Genomic DNA, 16006 nt, shown 5'->3' with positions numbered 1-16006 from the left:
ATCAAAACCGTTTAGCCTATCAATGAATACGTATCCACCCGGGTCACTTCACCCATTGGATAATTCTGCACACTTGCGATTGAAACAGCTGCCGAAAACAACTGATCCGCCGTCGCCTCGACCTTGATGTTCGAAAATGCCCTCCGCTTGAAAACGAGAGCCCCTTTTTCATTTAACCCCGTCTCAAAATCGATCCGCAACGTACTTGAAACTGGAATCTGACTTGCCATATCACTCACCCCCTTTCACACTCTATATAAACTTTTATGGGATGAAAGTAGCATGGTCCTGTAACAAAAACTATCTCTCCCTCCATTATTCGGACAATTACTTTGGCATACAAGGATAAAAGGATATTGCCAATAGCAAGCAGGTATTTTATTGACTTCATTATTGAAAGGTATAGGGAAGATTGAAAATGCGAATTCGTTGTTGCAGCTAAAAGCCGTCCTGTGTTTGCTTCATAAATCCAAATGCCGTTTTTGCTATTCAGCTTATTTTCCCTTTGAATGATTTTTTTATAACTGATTTTTTGGTGCGAAGATTAATGGCATTTGGCTTTAAATGGCACGTCATGTTCGTCTTTTCTGGGAAATAATAATCACGAAAGGATGTGGATGTGGAATGTCATTAGAATGGTTTGACAGAGTTAGCGGGGAATTGCAGGATCATCTTCAATCAATTTGTGAGAAATACGATCGTAATGGCAGTATGATCGTGGAGCGCGGGTCGAAGCATCCACGGATCGAGTTTTATACAGAGCTGGATGACAATGAGAGGGATTATTTTTCCACGCTGTTTTTTGATCCGTATAATGAAGAATTTTATATGGAATCGTTCGAGCCGGATTTAGGGCAGATCAGCAAAGTCATCCTTTCAGACATTGAAGATATCGTCGATGCTGTCCACGAGAGCTTCCATAACTATTTGGAAGAGGATGATGATGATTACGAATATGATATGGATGATGAAAATGATGATTTGTATGATCCGGACGGCGAGGATTCCGAAATATACGAAATCGATGTAGAATGGGAAACGCCTGAAGTGACCGCCTATATCCAGGATAATGAAGTGGAGGTCACCTACCAATTCGGTATCGTTCAGGAAACAGGTGATGGTGTTCTCAAACGGATCAACCGGATTCGGACAACAGATGATGACCTGATAAAGGATGAAACGAATTTCATTTTCAGCAAGGAAGAAGCAAGCACGATCATCGCCATGATCGCCAGTCATATGGATTCACTTAGTGAAATGAAATAAAAAAACCAACAAAACCTTGTCCATGAACATCATGGACAAGGTTTTATCATATAAGAATCAGTTCATATACCTCTGATAATTGCGTGACTCGTTCCGTATCACTCGCTTCCTTCGCATGCTTGATTTCCTTAGGAAGAATATGGTTAAGGAGGCTGGCTTCTCTTCCGGATAGATTATTGACGAGTTCTTCTTCAGAATGAAATTGCCCGCTTTTGATTTTATTATAAATGTCCTGTGCTTCAGGATATTGGTCCGTATAGTTAGATAATATCTCACGTAAGTAACCAATCGTACGATCCATTAAACCATCCCTCTCAAATTTTTTCTTACATGCTATACCTTCCCCCATTTTTTGATGATAAATTCCTAAAAAAAAGATATCCAAGTCAATGGATACCCCTAATCAGTCTTCCTCCCAAAACAAATCATCCAATGTACGCGATAATGCTTTACAAATACCGACACACAAACTTAAGGAGGGATTATACTTTCCTGATTCAATCAATCCTATCGTTTGCCTGGAAACGCCGACAATCTTGGCCAGTTCATCTTGTGACAAGTCCTTTTCTACTCTCGCAAGCTTCAGTTTCAAATTTTTCAAAGGAAGGCACCTACAATTTCTTATTATCTTCGCTATTTTTCATTCCGACTTTCTTCGCAAGCAAGTATATACCGCCAAAAAACAAAAGTAAAATCGGTAAATAGATCATAACGGACACAAACGATACCAATACAAAATACCATACGCCCTGGGAACTGCCATCCGCATAGGATACAGCACTATTCACCCCCATGATTATAGCGATGATGAGTGCAAAAATAACCGACCCAAGAATCGTCTTCCTACTCATCGGCGTTTTGCTTGTGCGGTCATGCATCTCCACTTCATCCCAGAATACACCTAAGAAAATGGAACGAGCTAAGTAATACAGCCCTCCTGCAACAAGGATCACGAATTCCAAATATAGCTCCCCGCTGCCTGCACCATATTTATATAGTTTGAAAAGTGCACTCACCAGGCAAATGGCCAAGATGACGTGGTACATTTCTTTATAAATTTTATTTCTTACATGCTCAACCCGCTCATCCGTGATTTTTTTCGTTCGTTTAAAAAAATCCATCATCGATCGACCTCCATTTAATTCCACCGCTTACCCTTATTATATGATTTATTTTACTTTTTGCAACATATATATTACATTTTATAATTTATAAATGTCAATATGTATAAAAAAAGTACCCACACGCAAAGTATGGATACCTATTTATGGTTTTACTCGTCAGTTTTGGGGATTTACTCGTGAATTTCAGGCATTTACTCGTGAGTTTTAGAGTTTTACTCGTGAATTTCAAGGTTTTACTCGTGAATTCATCATTTCTTATAAATATGAATTCCCTAAAGAATTTTGATCATTTAGTCAATTACTCTTCATTAAGATGATAGCAAAGTTGAACAACGCCAGAGGAAAATCTTTTTGTATCAACCAGTTTTAGATTCAATCTCTCCTTCATGTCTATAAACAGAGGTTTTCCTTCCCCTAAAACAACAGGGTGAACAGATAACCTAAATTCATCAACCAGCCCAAGTCTTATAAAAGATGTAATAAGACTTGCCCCGCCATAAAGCCAAATGTCTTTACCGGGCTTTTTCTTTAATTCATTTACTTCTTCAACAATATGATCATTTATGATCGTCACTTTATCATCATTGCTTTTTTTTGTTTGGGAAAACATGAATTTTTCTTTGCCATGAACTAAATTCCACATTTCTTTTTCAGTATCAGATACCTCATTTTCTGGAGTATATTGTCCCCATAATTCATAGCTTTTTCTTCCATAAAAAATAGTATCAATTTGATTTAAGAAATCCGTGAACCCCATTTCAGGGTCCATAATGCACCAGTCAATTTCTCCTTTCGGCCCTTCAATAAAGCCATCTAAAGTAACTGCCAAATCTAAAATTATTCTTCTTGGTCTTTCGTTAATGGTCATACTTTTAGCTCCTTCTTCTTATAGAATGTCCCATATGGTTTCGACCGCTCAGCGAGACACTTGCCCCTGACCGATGCCGGACAATACCTAATGCTTTTAAGCATTCATTCTTCCGTTTCGCTTACATGTAGTTTTATATTACAACTTCAATCATAGCATTAAAAGATTGTATCAAAAATGAAGGAGACTCGCGATGAAAGCAATGGTATGCACAAAATACGGTTCACCCGATGTACTGGAACTCCAAGAGCTGGCAAAACCAACGCCCAAGGACAACGAAGTTCTGGTAAAGGTTCATGCGTCAACAGTGGCTTCAGGGGACATAAGAGTCCGTAGTTTTAATAGCCCCTTCTTATTATGGCTGCCGATGCGGATCTTCCTGGGTCTGAGAAAACCGCGAAAACCGGTACTCGGAGTGGAACTGGCCGGGGAGATAGAGGAAACGGGAAGAAATGTAAAAAAATTTAAAAAAGGCGACCAGATTTTTGCCATGACTGGAATGAATTTCGGGGCTCATGCCGAATACACATGTTTACCAGAAGACGGGCCGATCGCAATGAAGCCTGCCAATGTGACCTATGAGGAAGCGGCCGCCGTTTCTTTTGGAGGAACGACAGCCCTTCATTTTTTCAGAAAAGGCAAGATCCAGGACGGACAAAAGGTCCTCATCTACGGTGCATCCGGGTCGGTAGGTACTTCAGCCGTACAGCTTGCCAAATACTTTGGAACAGAAGTTACCGGAGTATGCAGTGCCGCTAATTTTGAATTGGTGAAATCATTGGGAGCAGATGAGGTAATTGATTATACGGAAGAGGATTTCACGGAAAGACAAGAGCGATATGACATCATCTTTGATGCAGTCGGGAAAAGCTCGAAAGCCGCTTGCAAGAAAGCACTGACCCCGAACGGGCGATACGTGTCCGTCGAAGGGCAAGGAATAGCAAAGGTACTTACGGAAGATTTATTACTCCTAAAGGAGCTAATCGAAACTGGAAAAATAAAATCAGTCATTGATAAACGCTACCCGCTGGAACAGCTTCCCGAGGCTCATAGATATGTAGAACAAGGACATAAAAAGGGAAATGTAGTGATAACTTTGGTTGATCATGGTAGACCATGAAATAACCTATTTCAAATGCTTGGACATGAAAATACCCTTTGGACAATTGGATCCGAAGGGGTATTTCGTCACGTGATTATGATGTCATTATGCAGGAAGTTAAACATTCCTGGAGGACTCAATGAATATAGATGCAATCGTACGATTAGTTTTCATGTTAGGGATTCCTTCCTTCATGATGTGGCGGGGTTATAAAAAGATGTCAGAAGAAGAACGAAATGATGTGAAGACCGATTTTACGAGTAAGCGTTTTATCTCTACAATTGGTTTAGTGGCACTCAGTCTACTATTCTTTTTGCTTGAACCAATTTTTGAAATGACTTGGTTGAAGATGATTGGCGCTGTATTTCTATCTATCGGAATAATGGTGAGCATTGTTTTGACATGGGTAGATGCCCCCTCAAAAAGGAAGGCAGTGCTAAAAATTATCACTTTATTAATCGCCCTGTCTATCATGCTATGGGCGAATTATTAAATAGTACAGCCCTCTGCACCTATTCTTCTATCCTGTTATCATTTTTCTCCCAGTTTGATTTCATAAATCTAATAAACTATTAAGAAAACATAGTCTTGTAATCATGGATCGGGATGAGCCATTCCTCCCCCTCAGACGATAGCCAAATTGGAAGAAAAGTCAGTTTACCTATAGTTTTTTTATTTAAAAAACGCTCCAGTTGATTGGAGCGGGTGTTCGAGACTCCTGCGGGAAAAACGCGTCTAGGGGAGACCCCGCGGAAAGCGAGTACCCTACGTTCCAATCAACGTTATTATCGAATTACACCTTATAAATACGAACAATTAATTATATTTTTATTTTAACGTTCACTTTTTTATTGATTATCTATTATTTGTTTGTTATATTAGCAAAGTAATAATCGTAATTTACTCGTATATGCTCGGAAATATGGTCTGAGCGTTTCTACCTGGTTCCCAGTGAAAGAACTAGACTACGAGTTAAAGTATTCGGCTGCCAGCTTTCTTGAGCAGCAAATGATTTAGCATGATAATCATTTTGCTTAATCATCTTTACTTTGACTATCGTAGTTCTAGAAGGCAGAAATCATTCTGCCGTTCTGGACCTTTTTCTATGACCGCAACTGCGAGTGTATCAAACAATCGAATAATATGTTTTAAGGAGAAATTATATGAGAAAAAACATGTTTAAAAAGTACACGATATTAGGAATCATCACATTACTTTTCGTATCGGTGATTGCAGCATGCAGCTCTGCTTCCAAAAATGAAACGGTCGAAAAAAAGACTCAAAGGCCTATCATGATCCAAGGTCCAATGCCCATCGAAGCTGAAAATTTCGCGAAAAGATTAAAAAATGTTAAAGAAGAAAAATCAGGAGATTTTGTATTTTACATTGGAACGTTAGACAATTATCCTGTAATCGTTGCAAAAACAGGTAAAGGGATGGAAAACACGGCTGCTGCTACAGCATTGGCCATTGAAAGATATAACCCTATTGCCATCATCAATCAAGGAACATCAGGCGGACATGATCCAAACTTAAACGTTTTTGATATCGTTTTAGGAAAAAGAACGGTAAACCTAGGTTCATTGAAAACGGCAGATAAAACTGAAAACCAAGGAATTGATCCAACCATTTGGAAACCGATGGACCTAATGGCTTCTGAAGGAAGTGCAGGAGAAGATCCTAACGCTGAAAAGCCACGCTTCTACGAGGGAGATAAGGATTTACTCGCTGCTGCTCATGCAGTTAAAGATACTTACACAAAAGGTAAGGTTGTCGATGGCACGATCGGTTCTGCAGACGTTTGGAATAATGAAGTGGATCGGATTAAGTGGTTCCATACGAAATATGGTACATCTGTTGAGGAAATGGAAGGAGCTTCGGCTGCCCAAATCGCCAAAGCTTACGATGTTCCCTTCTTAGGTATACGAGTGCTATCCAATAATAAAGTGAATGGCGGTAAATATAACCCGAATACAGCGGCAGCCAATCAAGAATATGTTTATGAAGTAGTCAAAAAATATATCTCCACTATGCCAAGCAAATAAGGCCGGCCCGGAAGCATACTATAATGAAATAAAGAAGAGCACATATTATATACGATAATATGTGCTCTTCTTTTATTCGCTGAGGGCTGTGCCCGATTCTTCCTCCTTGCAAAGTAATAGGCTGAGGTTATTCAACGTATAGAGTCTAGCGGTAAAAATGAATAAATCGCTGTAGTTGTTTTCAACGTACTCTTCAATGATCCCCATCCCTTTCCTGAATCTATCAACTAATAAATGCGTGTAGTTTTCATCCCATGTAAACCGATTGATTCGTTTAAGTTCATCTGCCAATACTTGAAACTTGAACTCCTCGACAAGAAGCTTCAATTGATACAATTTATCTCTATTTAAACAAAAGCAATTATTTTCATTTTCATGATTTTCCCTGACGAATGTAATGAAACCATTTATATTATCAGCCAGCATATTCGCTATTCGCATCTCGAAGTTCATTTCTAACATCCCCTCAATGTCTAAAATCTATATGAAGAGTGTATGATTTGAAATGATATTTTAACACCAACAATTAATTCTTTTAAGATAGATTCCCTTATTTCGCCTATGCATTTCCTACTTTGATAGATTTCAAACAAAAAAATTGCCCCCATTCTTTCCAAGGGGACAATTACTTTTTCGTTATCACATCGAATCCAGAACCAAAGAAATAAGCAGGCCGGCGGCGGCGAAAATGCCCGTCATCGGTCCTCCGTCTTCATATGCTTCAGGCATCATCGTCGAGGCAATCATGGCGATGATTCCGCCGCCTGCAAATGCCGCCATCGCTGCCAGGATATAGTCCGGGGCATGATCGAGGAATAGATAGCCCGACATCGAGGATAGTGCCGAAATGAGCAATACGGATAACCACAGCAGCATGATTTTCTTCTTCGAATACTCACTTTTGAGCAAACCAGTTGTACTTGAGAGCCCTTCCGGAATATTAGAGATGAAGATGGCAATGACCAATAGCCAGCTTACCGAGCCACCGCTTATTAAGCTGGCACCAATCATGATCGACTCCGGTATGGCATCCATCACCGTCCCGATGAAAATGGCTAGGCCCGCTTCCTTCGTAGAGCTATTATTGGACCGTTTCCTTTTATCTGCACCTTTTTTGGAAATAAGAAAATCCAAGGCGGTAAATACGGCGGCCCCTGTTATGAATCCGATCCCCGTCGCCCAGATTCCTCCATCACTCACCGAATCAGCAAGCAGCTCATATGCCGCTGCACCAATCAATACACCCGTACCAAAAGCCATAATATAGCCAATGATGTTTTTCTTTATCGGAATGAAGATGGCGGCTAACGCGCCAAGCAGGACAGCAGAACCCGAAACCCCTCCCCAAAAGACCGCATTCCACATAGAGTTCCCCCATTTCCTTTTTATAGGATAGTGTACCCTGGTAGATGCTGGGGTAAACAAGGGGCTGCCTTTTGTAAATTCCAGCAAAAAAAAGCAGTTATATTCGCTGCCTTATATGACTGATATTTGCGGTTTTCCTTCTTCTCTTTCACTAACCTTTTCAATTTTATCGACAAACATTTGAAAAACCTTTCTCTTTTCTTCCAGCTCTTTTATTGATTCTTTCAATTCATTCAATTTTTGTTCAAAAGGTTTATGATAGAGCTCACGGATATTTCGAATGATTTCATCATTAATAGTGGATTGTACAACTTGCTTGGTAATATTGAATTTATAGGAATAAACCTGAAGATCACGCTTAACTTCTTCATATTCTTTTTCTATCCCATTTAACACATCACTGATTTCTTCATTCCATTCCACTAAAGCCTTTTTCACATGTTCCTCCACCTTTATTCCCCCTCTTTAACAACAAAAAATTCATTTCCATAAAAACTTATTTTATCAAAACTTCATTTCGGTTTCTTTTCGGCTAAGTTACTTAACATATAAGTTTCATTAAAAACAGATAACAGCCTTCAACGAATTAGAAACACTTTTTAAAAATTACATAGAATGTAGCCTGACATGTCACTTTAGTCGATAATTTTAAGTGCTCAACTTAAAACCCAGGGCTACCTGTATTTTTTAATGACGATAAAGAGGTTTATGTTAACTAACTTGTTTTTTATTAAAATTGCAAATCTAAAGGCTAGTACCTGAAGCATCGTCCACTTTTGTATTAGGGGTACAGACACATGCCCATCAAGCTAAGAAAACAGGTCACCCCCGAAACGATAAAGGTTACAATAAGTGCAGAATTTTGTTTTGGGGTTGCATAAAATTTTAACTTGATGGCGATGTGGGTGCATCCCTGTAGAGAAAAAGTTCACATTATATTTAATAGAGGAATTAAAAAGTTTTATTCGTGTCTTAACGTTGTAAATCCACATTTTCCTGACAACACTACAAAAAATAAAAGAGCTATTCAAATTTAACTAGTTGAATAGATCCTTTATTTTCCATTCATTATCATCCTAAATACTGTCTAATCTAAAAATCCTTTTTAGAAAAACAAGAGTCCTAGTGAAATAACAATACCACTTACAAAAAGAGTCAATACACAGTAACCCATAATATCTTTTGCCTTTAGACCAGCAATAGCAAGAGCAGGGAGTGCCCAGAATGGTTGGATTAAATTAGTCCATGCATCTCCCCAGGCAACCGCCATAGCCGTTTTTGGAATGGAAACATCAAGTGCTATCGCTGCATCCAGCATGACAGGAGCTTGAACCGCCCATTGGCCTCCACCAGAAGGTATGAAAATATTGACCAATCCTGCACTTAAAAACGTAAATAACGGGAATGTAAATTCATTAGATATTGAAACGAAACCATTAGATATAACAGTAGCTAAACCTGATGCTGTCATCATACCCATAATCCCCGCATAAAAAGGGAATTGGATGATGATCCCACTCGCTCCTTTTACTGCATTAACAACAGCCTCTAAAAAGTGTTTTGGAGTACCATGAAAGAGAATTCCTAAAAATAAGAATAAGAAATTAACAATATCAAGATTTAGTTTAAAACCGTTAAGTACAAAATAATAGAAAAGAAAAACAATCCCTAATATCCCAATTGATAGAGAGATAATCCGGCTATTCTCAAGCCTCTCAGCAGGAGTCAAATCCTCTTTTTCAATAGTAGCTGCCTGGACATCATCCTCTAGGAGAGCAAGATCTACAGTCACTGTTTGTTCCTTTGAAGGCATCATGAATCGATTAACTAATGGAACGATTATGATTAAAGCGATAACAATAAAAAGATTAAAACTAGAAAATATCGTTTCACTTGTTGGGATAATACCAATTAAATCTTCGGAAAAGTGGCCTGGAGTAGCAATAGTCAATGGAGTTGATCCAGATATTCCACCATGCCAGATGAGAAATCCAGAATAAGCACTCGCAATTAAAAGGCGATAATCAACATTTTCTACTTTTTTCGCTAATTCTTTAGCGAACAAAGCCCCAATAACAAGTCCGAATCCCCAGTTTATCCAGCTTGCTACGAGAGAAACGACACTTACAATAATAATTGCCTGACCTGGAGATTTAGCCATAGTTGCAAGAGCACCTAATCCCCTTTTAAAAATTCTGCTACTAGCTAATACATGTCCAGTTACTAAAACAAGAACCATCTGCATAGCAAAAAGAAGCAATCCCCAAAATCCATTTCCCCAATGCTGAGTCATCTGATAAGGTCCGCTATCGGTGAAAATAAGTCCCAATCCAAACACAACAAAAGTTAAAATAATAACAAATATAAATGGATCGGGTAAATACCTCTGCATAACACGATTAAAAAAGGCTACCATTACTTTCAACTTTTTATCCTCCTTTTTAAAATCAACCCCCCTTTCTAATTTCTACAAATATTAACATATTCCTCTATCTATCCTTTATACATTAGATCTATGTTTGGTAGAGACTCAAACAAATAGTGGAAATAATGATAGGGGCTTAAACCGTTCTCCATTGCCGTTTCGACCACACTATACATGACGGCCCCCCCTAGCACCTCGCAGTATATTAGAAAACAACCAATTTTCTCTCCCGATGACAAAGTTTTAATAGTACGTTCACTGCAAAAAAGTTAACAGGTGCAAAATAACAATATCCGATTGCCGTTGGGAGAATGCTGTCCGATACACCGGTAGGACAGTTCATCATTATCAATAAAGCCCCCAAACCCCGGAGGCCCATTCGGTACATTGTGGGTGAGTTTATCAAAAGAGCACTATGGCATTCATGGAACGAATGATCCCAGCTCGATCGGTAAAGCTGTCTCAAAGGGCTGTATTCGCATGCATAATCGGGACGTGGAGGAATTATCAAGAATCGTTCCAATCAGGACACCGGTTACGATTCATCCTTAAAGTGTTTAGGGAATGATGATAAATAATCCGATGGAATTGTCCCATCGGATTATTTTGGCAGAACGTAAAATCACACTTGAACCAATTTCTTCGCCTGAATTTTATACTGAAGATCTGCTACATGGTTTATGAACGCTTGATCATGTGATACAAATATGATCGTCCCATCATATGCGGCGATAAATCGTTCTAATGCTTCAATGGCCGTAATATCCAGAAAATTGGTCGGTTCATCTAAAAGCAGAATGTTGTATTCCCCTAGAAACAACTGACAAAGTTGGAGGCGAATCGCTTCGCCGCCACTTAATGACTGAACACTTTTCAGTAAATCCGTCCCGACAAACTGCATCGAATGCAGGATGCTTCTTAAAAATCCTTCATCATATTCTGAACGGTTTCCCAAGAATTGCAGAACCGTTTCATCTCTTGCAAATCGATAGCTCATTTGACGGAAGTAACCGATTTTCGCTTTTGGAGAAAGCGCCAAGCCTGCACCATCATTTGCAATATGGTGCAGCAAAGTACTTTTACCGCTGCCATTGCTGCCTGTAATGGCTATTTTTTTACCGAGCGGCAGCTGGAAACTCACTTCATCCAATAATACTTTTTCCTTAACTTGAAGAGTCAATCGGTCCGCCATGATCGGGAACTTATTATGCAATTCCAATTGCTTTGACTGGCGAAATACGATTCGCCTTTCATCTTGTACAGCATCGACTTCCTGAAGCTTTTCCGCTCGCTGCTCAATTGCCTTCGCTGCACGTTGTGCGGCTTTTTGGCTTGTGCCTTTCGATTTCGTCATGAACGTCTTATTCGGTTTTGCATTCGCCTCTTTTTTCGATAACCTTCCAGCCTGAGCGATTTTTTCAGCATTTTTCATTTTTTCCTGCGCTGCTTTTTCAAGCCTGCTCTTTTCTTTTATGAATTGTTCATGAGCCTGCCTCTGTTGTTCACGTCGTAACTGCTTCTGTGCCATGTACTCGCTGTAATTTCCTGAATATACGTGTACCTTGCCTTCATGCACTTCCCAAATCGTTGTCACAAGTTCATCCAATAAAGCCCGGTCATGACTAATTAATATAAGCGCACCATAGTAATAGCGTAATTCATCAAGTAAAAACGAAATGCCGTCTTGGTCCAAATTGGTTGTCGGCTCATCGATAAGTAACGCTTCAAAATAGTGGGTAAACAATTGGGCAAGCTTGAGCTTTGTTTGCTCACCGCCGCTTAGCGACCCTGAATCTCGCGGAACTGTTAATTTTCCCAGTAACGCCGGATCAGCCTCTGCAACAGCTGGCGCTTCTACTTGCTCAAAATAACCACGATCAACATACCCCTTTACTTTTCCGCTTGCCGGTTGAATTTCTCCAGCAAGTAACTTCAATAACGTACTTTTCCCTGTACCATTTTTCCCGACGATGCCGATGCGGTCAAATTGATGTACAGCCAATCGTTCGATCTTCAATATCTCTTTATCTAAATATGTCACTTCGACATTTTCCAATTCAAAACATATTTGTTCCATATTCGCTACCTCCGAAATTTGTGATTTCGTATCGATAGCTTGGATCGATACGAGCTTCTATATCAAGCTCGCATCAAAAGAATAATAAAAATTGCAATGTACATTCCCCCATCTTCAAAGTCACCGCTGAATAATCACATATTCGAAATTTCCAAACTCGTGAAAAGTAACATCATCATGTAAAAATCCCGCCAAAACAAAAAGTACACAGAAGGCTCTGTGTACTAAAAAAAAACGGCATAGATATCCGGTAGAACGACAAAACTCCTACAACATATCCATCCTATACACACAGCAAATAACCCGTTATACAAAGTGGTTTTTTCCATAATATGTGTGTATATCAGTATAGTTGTAAAAATGCCACGTGTATCGCTCCTTTCAAATCTTGCTCCTATTCTAACCAAGAAATTTCCAATAGTCAATAATTATTGTTTTATATAACGGATAAATAACTGAAAATAATTACTAGAATGGGAATATATGATAAAATAGAGGGACAACTGAGGATAGAGTGGGAGGTCACAGTTTTGCTTTTTCCATCTAATTATAGATGGGAAAGGAGGTGACCGCATGATACATTTCTTATTGAACATAATTATAGATATGGGTAAAGAGATATTTGTTGCTGCAGCAACCAATTTTATCCTGTCTGTGTTCGTCAAGAAACGGAAAAAGAACCACTCATCCCTCCAAGATGGCAATGGTTCTTCTTCTGATTCTTCTGATTAAGAGTTATTAGTTGTGACCAACCACTCTTGCTAGTTGTCAGCCTCATGTTCCAGCATGGGGCTGTTTTTAGTTTATGTTAATATAAGGATATCATACCCGAATTTCAATGTAAATATTCAGACAGTGTAAAGGGTTACTGAAGCATTGATATGAGTAACTAGAATATTATTCTCCATACATATAAAAGGGATCTCCATGTACTATGTAAGAAATAAAATGAATATCAAGTGCACTAAGGCCAGACCCCGATTGGTGAATCCAATTGTCGAGTTTCAATTCTCTAATGATATGTGTCCTATATGTCATAATACAACTTTCAAGTATAACCAAAGACCAAGAAGAGAAATCAATTTCATCCATTAAATAACCTAAATAAAATTCAATCTCCCATTCCTCCATGCTGCCTTTGTACTGATATATTATTTCAAAAACTCGATTGATTTTCAGCACAAAGGAGAAAACTCTCTTATCATAAAATGTTGTTTTACCTAAAGAAGCATCAGCAAGAGAAGAATAATCACCAAAAAACTTTTCATAATCACTTGTAATCGGAATTGTATAATTACCTGATCCATCTAGGCGATTTCTCATCTCTTCTTTATATTTTTCTATAATAGTAAATAGGGCATCGCCCATACTTACGTTTATAAGTTCGTCTCCCAAATTAATTTCCTTATCAGACCTTATTTCCTCAAGGTGCTTAAAGAAGGAATTTTCAAACCTCTGCATTCTAGCTGTTTTATTTTGCTCTTCTAATGTCTCTCTGGTCATTCTCATTTCTTCTTTTTGAGTCTTAAGCTGTTCCTCTTGGAGTTTAAATGTTTTATAAACATAAGCAATAGTAACAAGAGTTAGAAATGGGAGAGTAGAGCCTCCTAAGAAGTCACCGTAAACTCCTAAGTTAGTAAAAAAGTCCCCTGTAGGTTCACCATTGTCACCAAGCTTAAAAACCTTTACGATTAACCAACCAAAGAATAGAGACAGGGGGGCACACAAAATCAATATGAACCCTAATTCACTATAATCAAATGGTTCATTATTGCCTTTGTCTTTTCTGACGATCTTCATAATACACCTCATTAAGTTAATGCTACTATTATATCATGGAGCTAAGGGTAAATAGTCATGGTGATACATAGTTTGAAATTTAGCCAGTCACGCAAAAAAAAGGCAGGGATTTCCCCTGCCTGTACAATAGTTTCTTTCAATCTATCCATTCATACTGATCGGCCAATAATAAAACACCAGTGTAACCATGATGATCATGACGCCGCTGATCATTAAATAGGCTGGGTATCTGCGGGTGATGTTCATTTCTTTTTGCTCGTCTATTTCAATCGGGGTTTGAAGGATATTTGCCTGAAACTCCCTTTCTTTGATGGTGATCGTTCCATACTTGGAGCCAATGATAAGTGCGCCTATGCTTAAGATTAAACCAATGATGACAGGATTTAGGTAAACGGGAAGGCTTATTCCGAACATGCCGAGACTTTCTCCGAGTATCACGCCAACGAAGCCGAATACGATGCTCCAAAATGCGCCTTCTTTCGTTACCTTCTTTGAGAATACGCTTGATATGGCAATCGGTCCCCATGATGCCGCAAATAGTGTAGCCGCAAAGTAGCCGATCCACATGACGGCAGGTGGCTGGAACAATCCAATCAATAAGATGATCAAACTAATCACAACCATGGAAATGCGGCTAGCCCGTAATAGATGATGATCGGTGTATTCCTTTTTCCGCGATTGTTCCATGATATCCCGTGTAATGCTGCTTCCTATAATCTGAAGGAAGCTCGAACAGGATGATAATGCAGCAGCCATGATGCCGCTGACGATGATGACGCCAAGCCATGTCGGGACAATATTCATCGCTGCCCAAATGAATACCTTTTCCGTCGGGGCGATATCCGCTTTAATGGTGGTGATTGTCGATATACTGATATGAAGAAACAAATAGACGGTCAAAATGGATATCGTTGCCCAAACGCCGGCCCGGATGGCTACATGTTCATTTCTGGCCATTAAATATCGGCTGCTTTGCCATGGACTCACGGCAATGACAATGCCCCAGACCAAGCCCATGATGACGGCCCAGGCCAATGCTTCCCAAGGAGTGCCCATCGTTGCGCCAGGTCCGGTAATGCCATGCCAGCTTAATAAATCAGGCCGTTCAGCCAGGTTTGCCGCTTTCGTAACGGCATCAGGGAAACCGCCTGCTGATTTGATAATATAAGGAAAGCTAATATACGTTGCGATCGAGAATAAAAAGAACATCACCGTATCATTGACCATGACGCCCTTCGCTCCTGAGAGAATGGTGAAGGATGAATACACGACCCACATGATCACCAGGGCCATTGGATAGGAAACACCAGAAACCTCGGCCAATAAAACGGCTGCCCCTTGAGTAACGGCAACCAAGTATGCAGCGATTCCAAGAATCGTCGTGATCGCAGCCGCCAGCCTTACCTTTTTAGAATGAAAGCGGTTACCAAAAAATTCAGGAACGGTCAATGATTTGCTTCTTCTTAAATACCTGCCAAACAGGAACACTCCGAATATATAGCCGCTTGCATTAAAAATAACGAGGATAAGCAGCAGGATCGGATACCCTTCATAGGAAAATCCCGCTTCTCCCATGAAGGATACCGTACTTAGGAAAGAGGCCACAAGCGTACCCATAATCATCAATGTGTTTCCGCTTCTTCCAGAAACATAGTATTCCTCTGAGCTTTTCACTTTCCTGAATAAAAAGATGCCGATCGAGACATACACACAAAAGGATATGATAATACCAAGGAGAAAGGCCACTTACATCCCCACCTTTTCAATCGGATCTTTTGCTTTTATTTCTTCTTGATTTCTTTTCATTCTTACTAGGAAAACCTTCGTGATCCACCCCATGACAATTAAGGAACCTCCATAGCTTAAAGAGAAAATCAGCTCACCCATTTCTTGACCCCCTTATCAAAATAAAAATAATCAATCATTAAATATGC

The 16006-nt window shown here is 39.4% G+C and carries 18 protein-coding genes, 2 pseudogenes and 1 riboswitch; of the genes and pseudogenes, 6 read left to right on the top strand and 14 right to left on the bottom strand.

From position 1 onward, the window contains the following. Positions 1-11 precede the first annotated feature (11 nt). Positions 12-230, bottom strand: a complete 219-nt coding sequence (locus ACQKFG_RS10580; protein ID WP_192206341.1) for a DUF1659 domain-containing protein — start codon at positions 228-230, stop codon at positions 12-14. Positions 231-624: 394 nt separating this feature from the next. Here ACQKFG_RS10580 and ACQKFG_RS10575 point away from each other — a divergent pair, with 394 nt between their 5' ends. Beyond that, the gene (locus ACQKFG_RS10575) at positions 625-1266 is read left to right on the top strand and encodes a hypothetical protein (protein WP_427558656.1); all 642 of its coding nucleotides are present in this window, start codon (positions 625-627) and stop codon (positions 1264-1266) included. A 46-nt stretch (positions 1267-1312) separates the two neighbouring features. Here the strand turns inward: ACQKFG_RS10575 and ACQKFG_RS10570 are convergent, their stop codons facing one another. From ACQKFG_RS10570 to ACQKFG_RS10555, 4 genes are all read right to left on the bottom strand, one after another. Continuing rightward, on the bottom strand, positions 1313-1567 hold the full coding sequence (locus tag ACQKFG_RS10570; RefSeq protein WP_192206343.1) for a sporulation protein: 255 nt from the start codon (positions 1565-1567) through the stop codon (positions 1313-1315). 102 nt (positions 1568-1669) lie between these two features. Further along, on the bottom strand, positions 1670-1867 hold the full coding sequence (locus ACQKFG_RS10565) for a helix-turn-helix transcriptional regulator (protein WP_192206344.1): 198 nt from the start codon (positions 1865-1867) through the stop codon (positions 1670-1672). 10 nt (positions 1868-1877) lie between these two features. Further along, positions 1878-2390, bottom strand: a complete 513-nt coding sequence (locus tag ACQKFG_RS10560) for a DUF6773 family protein (RefSeq protein WP_427558652.1) — start codon at positions 2388-2390, stop codon at positions 1878-1880. Between the two features lie 298 nt (positions 2391-2688). Next, positions 2689-3258: a dihydrofolate reductase family protein gene (locus ACQKFG_RS10555; protein WP_192206346.1), complete on the bottom strand. Its 570-nt coding sequence runs from the start codon at positions 3256-3258 to the stop codon at positions 2689-2691. 193 nt (positions 3259-3451) lie between these two features. On the opposite strand from ACQKFG_RS10555, the gene ACQKFG_RS10550 reads away from it, so the two are divergent. The 3 genes from ACQKFG_RS10550 (at position 3452) to ACQKFG_RS10540 (ending at position 6405) form a co-directional block, all read left to right on the top strand. Continuing rightward, positions 3452-4378, top strand: a complete 927-nt coding sequence (locus ACQKFG_RS10550; RefSeq protein ID WP_427558649.1) for an NAD(P)-dependent alcohol dehydrogenase — start codon at positions 3452-3454, stop codon at positions 4376-4378. 121 nt (positions 4379-4499) lie between these two features. Then, on the top strand, positions 4500-4853 hold the full coding sequence (locus ACQKFG_RS10545) for a hypothetical protein (protein WP_427558646.1): 354 nt from the start codon (positions 4500-4502) through the stop codon (positions 4851-4853). Between the two features lie 391 nt (positions 4854-5244). Then, positions 5245-5348: riboswitch (purine riboswitch) on the top strand. Positions 5349-5523: 175 nt separating this feature from the next. Then, complete coding sequence (locus ACQKFG_RS10540) at positions 5524-6405, top strand: 5'-methylthioadenosine/S-adenosylhomocysteine nucleosidase (RefSeq protein ID WP_192206349.1); 882 nt, start codon at positions 5524-5526, stop codon at positions 6403-6405. Positions 6406-6477: 72 nt separating this feature from the next. On the opposite strand, the gene ACQKFG_RS10535 is transcribed toward ACQKFG_RS10540, so the two are convergent. The 5 genes and pseudogenes from ACQKFG_RS10535 to ACQKFG_RS10515 all read right to left on the bottom strand — a co-directional run. Next, complete coding sequence (locus ACQKFG_RS10535; RefSeq protein ID WP_192206350.1) at positions 6478-6858, bottom strand: hypothetical protein; 381 nt, start codon at positions 6856-6858, stop codon at positions 6478-6480. Positions 6859-7044: 186 nt separating this feature from the next. Then, on the bottom strand, positions 7045-7770 hold the full coding sequence (locus ACQKFG_RS10530; protein ID WP_353872426.1) for a ZIP family metal transporter: 726 nt from the start codon (positions 7768-7770) through the stop codon (positions 7045-7047). 111 nt (positions 7771-7881) lie between these two features. Beyond that, a complete protein-coding gene (locus ACQKFG_RS10525) occupies positions 7882-8220 on the bottom strand; it encodes a hypothetical protein (protein WP_057276953.1) in 339 nt (112 codons plus the stop codon). A 655-nt stretch (positions 8221-8875) separates the two neighbouring features. Further along, entirely contained in the window at positions 8876-10186 is a 1311-nt protein-coding gene (locus ACQKFG_RS10520; protein WP_427559689.1) for a short-chain fatty acid transporter, read from the bottom strand. A 95-nt stretch (positions 10187-10281) separates the two neighbouring features. After that, positions 10282-10435: pseudogene (locus ACQKFG_RS10515) on the bottom strand (IS66 family transposase); the annotation flags it as partial. A gap of 47 nt (positions 10436-10482) precedes the next feature. Here ACQKFG_RS10515 and ACQKFG_RS10510 point away from each other — a divergent pair. Next, positions 10483-10747: pseudogene (locus ACQKFG_RS10510) on the top strand (L,D-transpeptidase); the annotation flags it as partial. A 70-nt stretch (positions 10748-10817) separates the two neighbouring features. On the opposite strand, the gene ACQKFG_RS10505 reads toward ACQKFG_RS10510, so the two are convergent. Continuing rightward, positions 10818-12272, bottom strand: coding sequence for an Msr family ABC-F type ribosomal protection protein (locus tag ACQKFG_RS10505; protein ID WP_427558641.1), 1455 nt, complete (start codon positions 12270-12272; stop codon positions 10818-10820). Positions 12273-12845: 573 nt separating this feature from the next. On the opposite strand from ACQKFG_RS10505, the gene ACQKFG_RS10500 reads away from it, so the two are divergent. Continuing rightward, positions 12846-13004: a hypothetical protein gene (locus ACQKFG_RS10500; protein WP_427558638.1), complete on the top strand. Its 159-nt coding sequence runs from the start codon at positions 12846-12848 to the stop codon at positions 13002-13004. A 165-nt stretch (positions 13005-13169) separates the two neighbouring features. Here ACQKFG_RS10500 and ACQKFG_RS10495 read toward each other — a convergent pair whose 3' ends face one another. The 3 genes from ACQKFG_RS10495 to ACQKFG_RS10485 form a co-directional block, all read right to left on the bottom strand. Continuing rightward, positions 13170-14072, bottom strand: coding sequence for a hypothetical protein (locus ACQKFG_RS10495; protein ID WP_427558636.1), 903 nt, complete (start codon positions 14070-14072; stop codon positions 13170-13172). 141 nt (positions 14073-14213) lie between these two features. Continuing rightward, on the bottom strand, positions 14214-15818 hold the full coding sequence (locus ACQKFG_RS10490; protein ID WP_427558633.1) for a sodium:solute symporter family protein: 1605 nt from the start codon (positions 15816-15818) through the stop codon (positions 14214-14216). Continuing rightward, positions 15819-15959: a hypothetical protein gene (locus tag ACQKFG_RS10485; protein WP_153246165.1), complete on the bottom strand. Its 141-nt coding sequence runs from the start codon at positions 15957-15959 to the stop codon at positions 15819-15821. Between the last annotated feature and the right edge of the window lie 47 nt (positions 15960-16006).

The organism is Peribacillus sp. NPDC076916, assembly GCF_050269675.1.
In the GTDB taxonomy this organism is placed as follows: domain Bacteria; phylum Bacillota; class Bacilli; order Bacillales; family DSM-1321; genus Peribacillus; species Peribacillus aracenensis.
This window is presented reverse-complemented; position numbering and strand designations above follow the sequence as displayed.